Below are 14,146 nucleotides of genomic sequence, written 5' to 3' on the forward strand. Positions count from 1 at the left end.
CCCCCGGAGGAGGCTTCCATGACGAGAAGACACGCGGGATCCACCGGGGCGATGTGGTTGCTTTTGTTCGTGGGCAGCGCCGCGAACCTCATGGCATGTGGGTCAGGCGAACCGCCCGCGGCTGCGACTTCCGGGACGACCGGGTCCACGGGCGGCACGGGCGGCGCGGGCGGCGCCGGAGGCCTGGGGGGCGGCGGGTTCGACCCCGGCAATCCCGGCGGACAGCAATGCGGGCCGAATGCGCCTTGCGCGGAGGGATATTATTGCGCGTACGACAGCTCCGGAGCCTGCGGCACCGAGGGCGAGAAGAGTGAATGCAAGGTCGTGCCCGCATGCACGCCGGACGGCAAGGCTGTGTGCGGGTGCGACGGGAAGGTGTATCCCGACGCGTGCGCTGCGCTGGCTGCCGGCGTGGATCTCGGTGCGATGGGCGTATGCACGCCGCCCGCGGGGACATTCACGTGCGGGCCGTTCTTCTGCGCCGTCGGGCAACAGGCCTGCGCGCACGATCCGATCTATGGGGCCTACGAGTGCGTGTCCTTGCCAGCCGAATGCCTGCCGCAAGGAATGCCCAAGGACTGCACCTGCTGGAAGGACCTGGCGACGTGCTCCGGCTGCATGCAGGACGCAGACGGGAACTTCTACTTCTCGTGCCCCAGCCCGGATTGATGCGTATGCCGAGCCGATACTTCGCTTCTTTCATCTTGCCGGCGATGCTCACGGGTTGCACCGCGAACCAGTACGCAACGCCGCGCACGATCCCGCGAGGGCAGGTCTCGCACACGGTCGCCCTCGAAGGGCTCCTCGATTTTCGCTTCAATGGCGAGCCGGGCGATCTGCACCCGCGTTATCAGCTCCGCGTCGGGCTCGCGGATCGGGTGGACCTCGGCGTCATGGCCGGGCCGTATTTCGGGGCGGACGTGAAGTGGAACTTCGTGCGCACGAAGTACGTGGACGTGGCCGTTACGCCGGGCGTCTACTACAGCCTGTTCCCATCGTTCTCCGACGGCTTCGACGCCCCGACCCACGCCGTCCGCTTCGCCGCGCCCATCTCCTTGGGCCTCAACCCGACGAAGGCCGTGACCCTGTTCCTGCACGGCAACGCAGCCGTCAACTGGAACCTCAAGAGCTACGACGAACATTGTTATCCGCCCGATTGCGAACGGTCGTCCTGGTTCGTGGCGCCCGAGGTCGGTCTCGGTGTGCAGATCCGCGTGACGCCGAACATCGCCCTCACGCCCGAGGTGACCATCGTCGGCAAGACCCCGCACACCGCCATGGCCGGCCTCCACGGCGGCCTCGCCCTCACCTTCGGCGCCCAGCCGAGCTACGACGAATTCAACGAGAAGCCGCCGGACTGAGGGTCGACCCGCCCGCTCAGAAAATCTGCCACCATTTCTTCACCCCGAGCCGTCGGAACGATTTCACCACGGCCTCCGCGTCGTCCGCGAGCTCGTCCACGGGCACGCACATCGCCGCGCCGAGCGCGACCATCACGACCTCGCCGTCCGGCTCGGTGAACCAGCGAAACAGCGATTGCTGCCGCGACGCGCCCTTCACATAGGCGTGATACGTCTCCGCATGCGAGCGCCCGCGTTCGTCCGGGAGCGCGACGGCGCTCACGCGCACGCCCTCGGCGCCCGCAGGCACGGACGCGCGGGTGAGGTCCTCCGCGATCCGCGCGAGCTTTCGACCCTTGCGATCGGCGAGGCGTGTCCCCGTCCGCGAGACCGTGAGGAGCTGGATTCCATCGGTCCCCGAAAACGAAACCCGGCTCCACGACGCGAGCTTCGGCGAAGGCGGATCCTTTTCCACGAGCCGATACCGAGGCGGCGCCGTGACGGCAAACCCCGCGGCCGTGATCTCGACCTCGCCGGGGCGCGTTTCGGCGTCGGGATCGAGGATCTCGATTGCAGCTTCTTCGAGCAGGAATTGAAGCCCCTTCCGCGCCACGCTGAGCGGATGCCGCGGGAACGAGGCGTCGAGCGCGGGATCGTCGGAAGCGCGTTGATCGATGCCCCGCAAAAAGGCCGCGGGATCCGTGCCCGCGAGCGCCGCGGTCGCCCGATCGGCCACGGCCGCCTCGCGCACGCCGGTGAGCCGCGACGTGGGCGGAACGATGCGCACTTCGAAGAGGCCATGCGCGAGCGGCACGAGGAGATGGCCCATCAGCGTCTCGCGGCCAGGCTCGTACCACAGGCGATGCACCACGCGGAGCACACGCGCCGCGCCCAGTTTGACCGGCGTGACCTCCACGACCGGCGACCAAGCCTTGTCGTCCGTGCGCGGGCGCGCCTTCGAATCCGCGGGCGCGGTCGACCGGAAACACGTCTCGAAGAGGTCACGCGCGTGCCGCTCGACGTCGCGCCGGAGGAGCGCGTCGTGCGCGGGCAGGAGGTCGAGCCGATGCGTGAAAGCCCCGAGCGAGAGGGAAAAACCGCGGGCCTTGTCGACGAGCGTGGCCGAACGATCGGTCTCCTCCGAAACCTCGAACCCTCGCGGGACGGCGAACCGAACGCCGCGCCGCCCCTGCCCGAGCTCCTCGACGAACCCCATGCCGTCAGTGTACGGGATCCGGCGCGCGTGCGCCTCACGCGGCGGCGCTCGCCTGGCTCCTTTCAGAGCACGACGCGTACCTCGTACCGCGCGAGCCACGCATCCATCATGAGCGCCTGCTCCATTTGAGCGCGATCGACTTCGACACTCCCCGTGCCTTCGCCCGCCGCGAAGGCGCGGGCGCGCTCGACGTCGAGCAGCGGCAGGATCGGCGCGTCCTTTCCTTCGAGCAGGCGGCCGATCTGGCCGCGCAGCGCCTGATTGTAGGCGGGATCCTGCGTCGAGGGATACGGGCTCTTGCGCCGCTCCAGCACCGATCGCGGCACGAGATCCGCGCTCGCCGCCCGCAGCAGGCTCTTCTCGTGCCCGTCGAAGGTCTTCATCGACCAGGGCGTGTTGAAGACGTACTCGACGAGCCGGTGATCACAGAACGGGACGCGGACCTCGAGGCCGGAGGCCATGCTCATGCGATCCTTGCGATCGAGCAGCGTGGGCAAAAAGCGCGTCAGGTGCAGGTGACAGAACTCCCGCATGCGCCGCTCGTGGCCGGTCTCCCCCGGCAGGCGCGGCACCTCGGAGATCGCCTCCCGGTAATGCTGGCGGACGTGGTCGCCGAGCTCGAGCTTCTGGAGCATCCCGGAATCGAGCAACGTCGGCAAGGAACGAGATGACGCGCCAGACCGCTTCCGGCGAAACGCGATCCAGGGGAACGTCTCGGCGGCCACCGCCTCCGCATCGTGGAACCACAAATAACCGCCGAAGACCTCGTCCGCGGACTCGCCCGAGAGCGCCACCGTGGAGTGATTTCGGATCGCCCGGAAGAGGAGATACAGCGAAGCGTCCAGGTCCCCGAAGGAGAGCGGCAAATCACGGGCGGCGAGCACGGCTTCGCGCACGGCGGGATCGGCGAGCTCGTCCGCGGAGAGCACGATGTCCGAATGGGCCGAGGCCACGTGCCGCGCGACGTCGGCGACGAACGGCGCATCCGGTGAGGCGCGGAAGTCGTCGGGCTGGAAGTTCTGGGTCTGGCCGACGAAATCGACGGAAAACGAGCGAACCGGCCCTGCACCCTCGGCGACGAGCGCCCTCTGCGCGAGCGCTGTCACGACACTGGAGTCGAGCCCGCCGGAGAGCAGCGTGCAGAGGGGCACGTCGGAGATGAGCTGGCGAGCGACGATGTCCTCGAGCAGCTCACGGACCGTGCGGATCGTCGTGGCGAGGTCATCGGTATGGGGCCGGGCTTCGAGGGCCCAGTAACGGCGCTCGGTGATCCCCTCCTTGCGCACGTGCAGGACATGGCCGGGCCTGACCTCGCGCATGTCACGAAATACCGCGCGCCCGGGTGTCTTGGCGACGACGAGCAGGTCGCGCAGGCCGTCGGCGTCGACCACGGGCGGCGCCAGCGGATTCGCGAGGATGGCCTTGGGCTCGGAGCCGAAGAGCACGCCCGTGGCCGTCGGCCGATAATAGAGGGGCTTGATGCCCAGCCGATCACGGACGAGCAAAAGCTCCTGCGCGCGCTCGTCCCAGAGGGCAAACGCGAACATGCCATTGAGGCGCTCCGGGAAAGACGCGCCCCACTGGAGATAGGCGTGCAGGACGACCTCGGTGTCGCTCCGTGTCTCGAAGCGGTGGCCGAGCGCCTCGAGCTCGGCGCGCAGCTCGCGGAAATTGTACACCTCGCCCGTATAAATGAGGACCGCCACCGGCGCGCCGTTCTCTGCGGCGATCATCGGCTGCCGTCCGCCCTCGAGATCGATGATGGAAAGCCTTCGGTGCCCGAGCGCTGCGCGCGGCGACAGCCAGAGCCCCTCGGCGTCCGGCCCACGCTTGGCCATCGTCGCCGTCATCCGTTGCGCGACGTCACGCTCCTGCGTCAAATCGCGCTCATAATCTACCCAACCAGCAATACCACACATGGCGCAGTCGTCTCCCCTCGAGTTTGTCGGAGGCGCTGCGGCGGAACGGGCCCCCCCCGCGGCGAACCGCGCGCATTGCCGAGGCCATCCGATCGTCCCCGTCGTGGAGCGTCTCTCGACGAGCATCCTAATGCGATGGTTGCCGTGTCGGCGAGGTCGCGCGGTGCGTCTTCGCGACCTGGTCGGCGGAGGCCGACGAGCCCGACGCCGCGCCCGCTCGCGCGGACGACACGGGCCATCCGTGAACCGTTTGCGCAGGAGCGCGTCGCCCTTCAGCCCTGCGAGGGTCCGCCGCCCGACGGGTCCTCGCTGGTCGTCGTCTCGGCGGGCGGCGTGATCTCCTCGCCGGCGAGCGCGCGGGTCGTCGGGCGCACCCGCTCGGAGAGGTCCTTGCGACCGGCCACGCGGAAGAGACCGACGAGGGTATCGGTGATGCCCTGGTGGTCCTCGATCCATGCGAGAACCTGGCTGTCGCGACGGCCGAGCTGATCGGCGAGCTCCTGCTCCTCGCGCTGCATGGTCGCAAGGGCTTGATCGAGGACGTGGGCCTTGGTGTCCAGCGTCGCGGCCATGGCGGCGCTGTCGAAGGTGACGCCCTCGACGGTGACCAGGAAGGGCTTGTTCGTCATCAGGTCCATCACGCTCCGCGCGTGGCTCGCGAGCTCGCGGGGCACGCGGGGCGTCTCTCCCGCGAGACCATAGGTCTGGAGCCCGCCGGGGCCGAGCGCGTCCGATACCATCGATTTGACGCGCACGGCGGCGCGGAGGAGGTCGGCGGCGGCCGCATCGCGCGCCTCGCGCACGCCGACGTCGTCGGCGCGCTCCGCGAGGACACGAAGCTCGGCCTCATCGAGCGATCGGGCCGAGGCGCCGAGGGTGTCCGTCAAGAACGCGAGGAGGACCTGAAACACCTCCTTCGTCGCTTTCGTGTTCGCCCCTTGCACGGAGATCGCGCGCGCCGCGAGCTTCTCGGCGACCTGCTCGGCGTGCGTCTTCGCCGCGTTGATGACGTGCCCGCTCGATTGAATGCGGTTATCGACCTGCCTCGACTTCTTCGCCACGAACGACCTCCCTCACGGAATGCGCCCGAGCGTCCTGAGCCGGGCGTCGAGGGGGGCAGCTTACGAGTCCAGGTCCCAAACTGTCCAGCTCGGACGCCTCGCGAAGGTGTTCCGCGGGACAGGAGGCACGATCCCGACGCTCGCGGAGGCGTTCCGTCAACGGGGAGTCGGCTCCGCGGGGGTCGATCCGGCGTTCCGTTGGCGGAACGGCGGCTCCGCGGGGGTCGATTTGTGGTTCCGTAAACGAAACGGCGGGGGCGCGGGGGTCGATCGGGCGTTCCGTTCCGGCGAAGGCGGCGGCGCGGGGGTCGGGAGGCGGACTTTTTGGCGCGGGACGGCTTCGCGGGGGTCGCGGAGGGGAGATTTGGTGATGCGGATCGCCGGATGTCTTCCGCGGACGAGCTAGGCGGCGTCTTGCTCCCAGGCGGCAGCGAGGGCGAGGATGCGCGCGTTCTCGGGGACGTTTTCGAGGAAGCTCCGGCAGAGCTCCGGGTCCTGGATCTTCGCCGCGCGTGAGAGCAAAAGGTCGCGGGTCTCGAACAGCACGGTCCGCGCGCGGGCGTGGTTGCCCGTCGCGTGCAGCGCCTCGACGTGGACGAGGCGCAGGTACATGTCATGAGGTCCGATCCCGCCGCTCGCGTCGCGCCGCGCGGCTGCGTCCTCGGTGAGACGGAGCGCCTCGTCCGCGCGCTGCTGCCGAAGGAGGATGGCCGCGAGCCTCGCCTCCGCCGCCGCGCGCCAGGGCGTCGTGCCCGAGAGGGCCTTGGCCGCGTGCGCCTCGCGCTCCGCCGCGTCGAGGTCATCGGCGCGCAGGAGGATGGAAGCAAGGTTCTCTCGGACGATGCTTTCGTAATAGGGGCTGCCCAGCGTGACCGTGAAGTCTCGGACGCTTTCCGCCAACACGCGCGCCTCCTCCAGGGCCCCGCGTTCCGCGAGCGCAGACGCGAGAAGGCTCCTCCACCCGACGGAATACAACCCAGACGCCTCGTCGCCTCGAGGTAAAGCGCGCACGTCCTCCTCCACGCGCGCGTACGCCCCGAGGAACATGTAGAGCGCATCGATGGTCAAGCGGCTCGAGGCCGCATGCAACCGATCGCCGGCTTGCTCATAACTCGCCAGGGATGCCTTGGCGGCCGTGAGGCTTGCCCAGAAATTCCCATCGTAAAGGAGCGCCAAGCTCCGCTGTTCCTGCAGCTTGCCCCGGACCCAGGGATCGTCCTCCGCGATCCGGCTGCCCACCTGCTCCATCCGCGTCATGTAGGGCCAGGCGAGGTCATGCCTGCCGAGCAATATCAGGGCTTTGAAGAGGAGCCCGAGACCATAAACGAAGTGTCTTGCGCATGCGGGGCTCGGCTCCGCATCGAACGGGGCCAGAACGTCGCTCGAGAACACGCTGGGCTCATCGGACAGCGCGGCGCTCAGGACCCTGTATGCCATTGCGGTGTACCAGAGCGGCTGGCGCGGCGTCAGCCCCTGCAGGGCCTCGACCATGTCCGGTCCGACCAGCGCCCAGTCCCCGTGCCACGCGTGGGCTTCGCCGCGGACGAACAAGAGCTCCGCGCGCAGCTCCCCCGCCGCGCCACAGCCGAGGCCGCGCTCGGCGCAGGCGATGGCCCCTCGTACATCATCGGCCCGGAGCATCTGCCGGGCCGCCGCGAGATACCACTCCGCCGCGCGCTCCGGGCTCTTTCCCCGCTCGAAATGCTCGGCCAGGCGCAATGCGTCGCCCTCGCCCCATTGCAAGAGCCACTCTCCCGCGAGCCGATGCCCGAGCGTGCGGTCGGGCTCCGTCAGCATCGCATACGCGCCCTCCCGTAGAAGCGAATGCCGGAACGAATACTGCTCCTCGCCTGGAAACCGGCTCGTCTCGCTCCGCTGCAGGACCTCGCGCGTGGTCATCATTTCGAGCCACTCTTGCGCACGCAGCGCGTCGTCCCCCCCGCCGAGCAGGTGCTCCACGCCGCCGCACCAGAAGACATCCCCGAACACGCTGGCCGCGCGCAGCACGCGCCGCGCGTCGGCAGGGAGAGCGGCGAGGCGCGCCTCGACCATCGCCAGCACGGTCTCCGGCAATTGCTCCCCACGCCCCTCGGCCACCGCCCGGATGAGCTCCTCCAGGAAAAACGGATGGCCCGCGGCGCGCTGCACGATTTGCGCAATCGTCCGAGGCTCCGTCGTCTCTCCGAGCGCGCTCCGAGCGAGCTCCTCGGCGGCGCGTGGGGTCAGCTCGCCCAGGCGAATCTCGGACAACCCCCGCTCGGCCCATACCTTCGGGAAAACGTCGTGCACCTCGGGACGGCCGAAGGCTGCCACGAGCAGCGGCTTGCCCGCGAGATCCCGCAGCGCCGCGTCGACGAGCTTCACGGAGGGAAGATCGCCCCAATGCAAATCCTCGAGGACGAGCAAGACCGGATGCGCGCCACACGCGGCGGCCATGAACTGCCGAAAGGAGGTTTGAAGCTGATCGGCCATGAGCCGTGCATCGAGGCGCGCGGCGCGAAGCTTCGCGCTCTCCTCGTCGGGGAACGGCGTGCCGATCATTTCGCCGAGAAACCCGGCCACGTGGCGCACCTCTGGCTCGGCCACGTGGCGCGCGACCCGCTCGGTGAGCTTGCGCCTTCGCTCCTCGATCGGCTCGTGGCCCACGACCGCGAATGCATGACGCAGCGCCGAGCCAGCGAGGGAAAACGCGGATCCTTTGCTCATCGCATCGCCGCGCCCGATCCACACGTCGACCTCTGGATGGCGCGGGAGGGCCGCGCGGACGAACTCCTGGCGAAGGCGGGATTTTCCGATTCCGGGCGGCCCGGTCACGAGCACGGCACGCGCGATGCCCTCGCCGACGGACTCGTCGAGCAGATCGAGCAGAATGCGCTCTTCCCGTCCGCGCCCCACGAAGGGGCTCCATTTTCCGAGCAGCGTGCGCGCCGTCGCGCTGAGTTCCTCCTCGCGGTGAAGCTCGAGCCCGCCCGGCCCACGCACCACCACGAGGCGCGCTTCGAAGAGCCCCGCGGTCACCTCGTCCACGAGCACCCAGCGCCCCGCCGCGCGCAGGAGCGCGGCGGCCCGATCGAGGACCTGCCCGACCGGCAAAACCTCCGCGACCTCGCCGAGGCCGGTGGCAATGGCGATGGGCGCGTCCGGGGCGCGCACGCGCAGCCGGAGGGCGCATCGCGCGGCTCGCGCCGCAGCATCCGACGCACTCGCCGCATTCATGAAAACCGCCAGCATCGAGCCGTCCGCCAGCCATTCGACACGCGCGCCGAACGTCTCCGCAACCGATTCCAGCGCCTCTCGGCTGGTGCGCGTGGATGCGACGTCCTCCTCGGCCAGCGCGCCGACGGCGACGATGCTCAGCAATCGCTGCTCGCTTCGCGTCAGCGCCTCCGCGGGCGGCACCTCGGAGAGCCACGACCAAGCGTCCCGTGCATCGAGACAGGCAAGCGCCTCCGCGACCTCGCCCGCGTCGGCGAGCCGATCCGCCGGATCTTTCGCGAGCATACACGCGACCAGCGCTTCCAGCCGCACCGACACCTCGGGCCGGATCTTTCGCAAGGGCGGTGGATCTTCGAGCAAGACCTTCGCCAAGATGGCCATCACGTGCTCGCCCTGGAATGCAGGCTGCCCGGTCAAGCACTCGAAGAGCACGCAGCCGAGCGCAAAGACATCCGCGCGCGCGTCGAGCGACGGCGAGCCACGCGCCTGCTCGGGCGCCATGTAACTCGGCGTCCCCAGCACCACGCCCGTCCGCGTGAACCGTGGCGAAAGCGGCATACGCGCGAGACCAAAATCGAGCAATTTCACCCGATCGAGCGCGCCATCCACGAGAAAGAGGTTGCTCGGCTTGATATCGCGGTGGACCACGCCGCGCGCATGCGCCGTCGCGAGGGCCGAGGCTGCTGCGCGGATGACGGCGACACTCTCCTCGATCGTGAGCCTCCCGCGCGCGAGCCGCGCGCCGAGCTCCTCTCCCGCGAGCCATTCCATGGCGAGGAAGGGCTCGCCAGCGCGGGTGGTGCCGTGCATGATGTACCGGACGATGCCCGGATGATCGAGCCCAGCGAGCACACGCGCCTCCATATCGAACCGCGCGATGTCGCGGGGCTCCCGGTCATGGAGCACCTTGACGGCCACAGGCTCGCCGGAAAGGCGGTCGTGCGCCCGAAACACCGAGCCCATTCCCCCCGAGCCGGCGACCCGCTCGATCACGAATCGATCGTCGATGACGTCCCCCGCCTGCATGCGCCTCCTTCGGCGCGCAACAACCTAAGGTCACACGAACCACGATCCGAACCCCGAGGGAGGCGCAACATGCGCGAACCGTACCCGCCTCGCGAGCCCTACGAATCCGGCATGCTCGACGTCGGCGATGGCCAGTCGATCTACTGGGAAGTCTCTGGCAACCCGAACGGGAAGGCCGCGGTCGCCCTCCATGGCGGGCCGGGCGGAGGCAGCAGTCCGGGCCGGCGTCGCTTCTTCGATCCGGATCGCTACCGGTTCGTCCAGTTCGACCAGCGCGGCTGCGGCCGGAGCACGCCCCACGCCGGGGACTTCTCGACGGACCTATCGGCGAACACGACCCACCACCTGATCGCGGACATCGAGCGGCTCCGCGAGCACCTCGGGATCGAGCGCTGGCTCGTCTGGGGCGCATCGTGGGGCGTCACGCTCGGGCTCGCCTATGCCGAGCGTCATCCCGAGCGGGTCTCCGAGATGATTCTCCTCTCGATCGCATTGACCCGAAGGGCCGACGTCCGGTGGTTCAGCCACGACGTCGGGCGGTACTTCCCGGAGGAATGGGCCCGCTTCCGGGCCGGCGTTCCGGCGGGCGACCGCGACGGCGATCTGGTCCGAGCCTACGACCGGCTCCTGAACCAGCACCCGGACCCGGGCGTCCGGCTCCAGGCAGCGCGCGATTGGGTCGCCTGGGAGGATGCGTTGCTGTCGCTCGAGGAGGGGTACGTCTCGCCCCATCCACGCTGGGCCGACGAACGATACATGATTGCCTTCGCCCGCCTGGTGACGCACTACTTTTCGCATGCCGCGTGGCTCGAGGAGGACGAGCTCCTCCGAAATGCATCCCGGCTGGCAGGGATTCCGGGCGTCCTCCTCCACGGCCGGCTCGACCTTGCCGGGCCGGCGGACGTCGCCTGGCAGCTCGCCCAAGCATGGCCGGGCGCAGAGCTGCACTTCGTGCCCGGTGGGCATACCGGCGACGCGGAGATGAGTCGTCTTTACCTCGAGGCGACCGATCGCTTTGCAAGATACTGATTGCAAGGGTGGCGCTAACGGCAATCCGAAAAGACCTCGCGCAGGAGCACCTCGCCGAGTTTTTCGTGACCCTTCGGCCCGAAATGCAGGCCGTCCTTGAAAGGAACGGCGTACTCGGGGCAGAGCCGGTTCGGATTGCCGCAGGAGAGCAGCGCGAACGCGTCGACCACGTGATCGACCTCGCCCGCGGCCTTGCGCGCCCGGATCCACTCGTTCACCTGCGCCGTGGCCGCCGCTCGTTTGTCGTTCCAGTATTTGGAGAAACCCCCCCAGGGCGCGACGGTCAACGCGACGACCTGCATCTTGCGCCCCTTCGCGAGGGCATACATGCCGGCGAGGTCGGCCTCGATGAGCTTGGGCGTGCGGAAAGCGGTCTCGTCGCTGTAGAGGTCGTTCACGCCGCCGAAGACGATGACGTGGGTGTAGGCCGGTTTGTCCGAGGGCGGAGGCTCGCCGAGCACGTCCCGCGCGAAGCGGCGGTGCATCTGGTTCACCATCTGTCCGCCGACGCCGTAATTGTCGAATCGACTCTCGGGGCAATGCGTGCGCAGGTAATCGAGGAACTTGCCGCCGTGGGAACGGGCATCCGTGAGGGAATCGCCGATGGCCGCGACGATGTAGGCGCGGCGGGAATCGAGGGGCGGAGCGGGAGCGGCTGCGAAGGCGGGAGCGGATGCTGGAGCGGATGCGGATGCCGGAGCGGCTGCGGGAGCGGAAACGGCTGCGGCCACGGGCGCGCTTTCCGCGCTGGGCGAAGTCTTCGGATTCGAGGCGCTCTCCGCGCAGCCCGAGCAGGCAAGCGCGGCGAAAAACGGCAGCAAGACGGGACGGAGGCGGCGCATGGAATCGCGTTCTTATCACGGCCCCAGCGCCGTCACGCCGCGGCACTTCGACCGTCAACCGATCGACTCTGATCAAACCACCTACCACCCGCCGTTACGTCACCCGGACAAGGTCAAAATCCTGCTAGCCGGGCCCGCCCGACTTGCGCTACCAAGGACGCTGGCACGAGGCCGGGAAGAGACGAGGGACGAAGATGCGACCTATCAAGTGGACGTTGTCGATGATGATCTCCCTCGAGCTCGCGCTCGGTGTCGCCGCCTGCGGAGGCGGGCAGCCGCCCCCTCCCCCGCCCCCGCCGCAGCCGCAAGCCAAGGCCACGCCACCCGCGGCGACCACCCCCGCACAGCCCCCGCCCACGCCCACAGCCGCGCCGTCCGCCACGGCGGCGAACCCCGAGCCGCCGCCCGGCAAGTACACGACCGAGATCGTCGTCCACCAGGCGGAAATTCACGGCAAAGTCAAGCTGAAGGCAGGCAAGAAGCTGCTCATCGAGCCCCTCGTGGCGACGAGCCAAACCGTCCCGCAGAAGGGCAACAAGGCCGAGATTTTCCGCGTCATCGGCAAAAACGGCGCCGAGAGCGACTGGCTGCTCGTCGCCGAAGGCGAAGTCGGCGAGACCTGGGTCCAAGGCAAGAACGTCGAGGTCACCGTGCACGACGAGAAGGACGCACCCATCGACGGCAAAAAAGCCTTCCATTTCGCCCCAGGGACGATGGTGCGATTGCGCTGGCAATGGTAGACGCGCCGCCCCGTCGGCTCGGTTGACGTCCCCGCGAGCGCTCCCCCATAATCCGCCGCCCCCGAACCTCCGTCGACGCTCGGGGCCGAACCCCCTACGACGCCAGGGGCTACCCCAAGGAGATCAACGTGTCCCATCCCCCGCTCACGCACCTGTCCGAGGAAGAGACGCTCTTCCGCGACTCGGTGCTCGACTTCGCGAAGAAGCGCGTCGCGCCGCTCGTCAGCGAGATGGACGAGAAAGGCGCGCTCGACCACGCGCTCTTGCCGCCCCTCTTCGAGCTCGGCCTCATGGGCGTCGAGATCCCCGAGACCTACGGCGGAGCCGCCTCGAGCTTCTTCAACGCGATCCTCGCCGTCGAGGCGCTCGCCGTCGTCGACCCGAGCGTGAGCGTGCTCGTGGACGTGCAAAACACGCTCGTCGCGAACGCACTGCTCCGCTGGGCAAACGACGCCCAGAAGGAGAAGTACCTGCCCCGTCTCTGCAAGGACTGGGTGGGCTCGTACGCGCTGAGCGAAGCCGCAAGCGGCTCCGACGCCTTCGCCCTGCAAGCCCGCGCGACGCAGAAAGACGGTCGCTGGGTGCTGAACGGTCGCAAGCTCTGGATCACGAACGCAAACGAGAGCTCGCTCTTCCTGGTGCTCGCAAACGTGGATCCGAGCAAGGGCTACCGCGGCATCACGGCATTCCTCGTGGAGCGCAGCTTCCCGGGCTTCTCCGTGGGCAAGAAGGAAAACAAGCTCGGCATCCGCGCCTCGAGCACGTGCGAGCTCGTGCTCGAGGACTGCGAGGTGCCCGCAGAGAACGTGCTCGGCGAGGTCGGCAAGGGCTACAAGATCGCGATCGAGACGCTGAACGAGGGCCGCATCGGCATCGGCGCGCAGATGATCGGTCTAGCCCAAGGCGCATTCGACCAAGCGATGCGCTACATGAGCGAGCGCAAGCAGTTCGGCCAGTCGATCGCAAGCTTCCAGGGGATGCAGTTCCAGTACGCCCGCGTCGCGACGGAGATCGAGGCCGCACGGCTGATGGTCTACAACGCCGCACGGCGCAAGGACGCAGGTCTGCCGTTCGTGAAGGAAGCAGCGATGGCAAAGCTGTTCGCCTCGGAAGTCGCCGAGCGAACGGCGTCCCTCTGCGTGGAGTTCTTCGGCGGCGTAGGCTTCACGAAGGAGTACCCCGCGGAGAAGTTCTACCGCGACGCAAAGATCGGGAAGATCTACGAGGGCACGTCGAACATGCAGCTCGCCACGATCGCAAAGCTCCTGCAAAGCGAGTACGAGGTGAAGGGATGACCGTCTGCCCCCGCTGCGGCGCGCGAGCGACCTACGTGGGGGTCCTGACGGTGGAGTGCGCGACACGAGGCTGCCCAAACTTCCGAGAGCCCCCGCCCACTCCCCCCCCGGCCACGCCCCCGTCAAAAGACACCCCCACAGCCGAAGCCCGCACAGAAAAATCCCCCGAAGACGAGGAACTACTCGCCTCGATGCTCGAAGGCGGGTTTTTCTGAAAGGGTAGCGCCTCGCCGGGGCGCTGCCCCGGACCCCGCGGGGGCTGTTCGCCCCTCGACCCGAACCAGGGCAAGCCCTGGACCTTTGGTGGAAGAACTGCGCGGTGCGCAGTTCTTCCAAGGGGCCGGTGGGATCGCCCCGCCCGTCGAGACGCCGGCGCTGCTGTCTTGGTTGGCAACTTGCTCGCTGGTCTTGAGCGGGCCTGTGCGATGAACTGCGCATCGCGCAGTTCATCGTCCTGGGTCC

General features: G+C 68.5%; 10 protein-coding genes. 5 read left to right on the forward strand and 5 right to left on the reverse strand.

The window, feature by feature from the left end; all coding sequences use genetic code 11:
- Nucleotides 1-18 precede the first annotated feature (18 nt).
- Together QHF84_RS06340 and QHF84_RS06345 are read left to right on the forward strand one after the other, a co-directional pair.
- Nucleotides 19-669, forward strand: coding sequence for a hypothetical protein (locus tag QHF84_RS06340; protein WP_281312271.1), 651 nt, complete (start codon nucleotides 19-21; stop codon nucleotides 667-669).
- A 5-nt stretch (nucleotides 670-674) separates the two neighbouring features.
- Nucleotides 675-1,361, forward strand: coding sequence for a hypothetical protein (locus QHF84_RS06345; protein WP_281312272.1), 687 nt, complete (start codon nucleotides 675-677; stop codon nucleotides 1,359-1,361).
- Between the two features lie 16 nt (nucleotides 1,362-1,377).
- On the opposite strand, the gene QHF84_RS06350 is transcribed toward QHF84_RS06345, so the two are convergent.
- The 4 genes from QHF84_RS06350 to QHF84_RS06365 form a co-directional block, all read right to left on the reverse strand.
- On the reverse strand, nucleotides 1,378-2,556 hold the full coding sequence (locus QHF84_RS06350; RefSeq protein WP_281312273.1) for a hypothetical protein: 1,179 nt from the start codon (nucleotides 2,554-2,556) through the stop codon (nucleotides 1,378-1,380).
- A gap of 62 nt (nucleotides 2,557-2,618) precedes the next feature.
- Nucleotides 2,619-4,475, reverse strand: a complete 1,857-nt coding sequence (asnB, locus tag QHF84_RS06355; protein ID WP_281312274.1) for an asparagine synthase (glutamine-hydrolyzing) — start codon at nucleotides 4,473-4,475, stop codon at nucleotides 2,619-2,621.
- A 272-nt stretch (nucleotides 4,476-4,747) separates the two neighbouring features.
- Nucleotides 4,748-5,536, reverse strand: coding sequence for a hypothetical protein (locus QHF84_RS06360; protein ID WP_281312275.1), 789 nt, complete (start codon nucleotides 5,534-5,536; stop codon nucleotides 4,748-4,750).
- Between the two features lie 402 nt (nucleotides 5,537-5,938).
- The gene (locus tag QHF84_RS06365; protein WP_281312276.1) at nucleotides 5,939-9,778 is read right to left on the reverse strand and encodes a serine/threonine-protein kinase; all 3,840 of its coding nucleotides are present in this window, start codon (nucleotides 9,776-9,778) and stop codon (nucleotides 5,939-5,941) included.
- 69 nt (nucleotides 9,779-9,847) lie between these two features.
- On the opposite strand from QHF84_RS06365, the gene pip reads away from it, so the two are divergent.
- Entirely contained in the window at nucleotides 9,848-10,807 is a 960-nt protein-coding gene (gene pip, locus QHF84_RS06370) for a prolyl aminopeptidase (RefSeq protein ID WP_281312277.1), read from the forward strand.
- Nucleotides 10,808-10,821: 14 nt separating this feature from the next.
- Here the strand turns inward: pip and QHF84_RS06375 are convergent, their stop codons facing one another.
- Entirely contained in the window at nucleotides 10,822-11,649 is an 828-nt protein-coding gene (locus QHF84_RS06375) for a GDSL-type esterase/lipase family protein (protein WP_281312278.1), read from the reverse strand.
- Nucleotides 11,650-11,843: 194 nt separating this feature from the next.
- Here QHF84_RS06375 and QHF84_RS06380 point away from each other — a divergent pair, with 194 nt between their 5' ends.
- Together QHF84_RS06380 and QHF84_RS06385 are read left to right on the forward strand one after the other, a co-directional pair.
- Nucleotides 11,844-12,389: a hypothetical protein gene (locus QHF84_RS06380; RefSeq protein WP_281312279.1), complete on the forward strand. Its 546-nt coding sequence runs from the start codon at nucleotides 11,844-11,846 to the stop codon at nucleotides 12,387-12,389.
- Between the two features lie 128 nt (nucleotides 12,390-12,517).
- Nucleotides 12,518-13,684, forward strand: a complete 1,167-nt coding sequence (locus QHF84_RS06385) for an acyl-CoA dehydrogenase (protein WP_281312280.1) — start codon at nucleotides 12,518-12,520, stop codon at nucleotides 13,682-13,684.
- Nucleotides 13,685-14,146 lie beyond the last annotated feature (462 nt).

Source organism: Polyangium sp. y55x31, from assembly GCF_029946505.1.
Classification (GTDB): domain Bacteria; phylum Myxococcota_A; class Polyangia; order Polyangiales; family Polyangiaceae; genus Polyangium.

Excerpts from the sequence above, each read along its gene's own strand:
- QHF84_RS06375 (WP_281312278.1), bottom strand. The coding sequence starts at position 11,649 with ATGCGCCGCCTCCGTCCCGTCTTGCTGCCGTTTTTCGCCGCGCTTGCC.
- QHF84_RS06365 (WP_281312276.1), bottom strand. The coding sequence starts at position 9,778 with ATGCAGGCGGGGGACGTCATCGACGATCGATTCGTGATCGAGCGGGTC.
- QHF84_RS06345 (WP_281312272.1), top strand. The coding sequence starts at position 675 with ATGCCGAGCCGATACTTCGCTTCTTTCATCTTGCCGGCGATGCTCACG.
- asnB (WP_281312274.1), bottom strand. The coding sequence starts at position 4,475 with ATGTGTGGTATTGCTGGTTGGGTAGATTATGAGCGCGATTTGACGCAG.
- QHF84_RS06350 (WP_281312273.1), bottom strand. The coding sequence starts at position 2,556 with ATGGGGTTCGTCGAGGAGCTCGGGCAGGGGCGGCGCGGCGTTCGGTTC.
- QHF84_RS06340 (WP_281312271.1), top strand. The coding sequence starts at position 19 with ATGACGAGAAGACACGCGGGATCCACCGGGGCGATGTGGTTGCTTTTG.
- pip (WP_281312277.1), top strand. The coding sequence starts at position 9,848 with ATGCGCGAACCGTACCCGCCTCGCGAGCCCTACGAATCCGGCATGCTC.
- QHF84_RS06380 (WP_281312279.1), top strand. The coding sequence starts at position 11,844 with ATGCGACCTATCAAGTGGACGTTGTCGATGATGATCTCCCTCGAGCTC.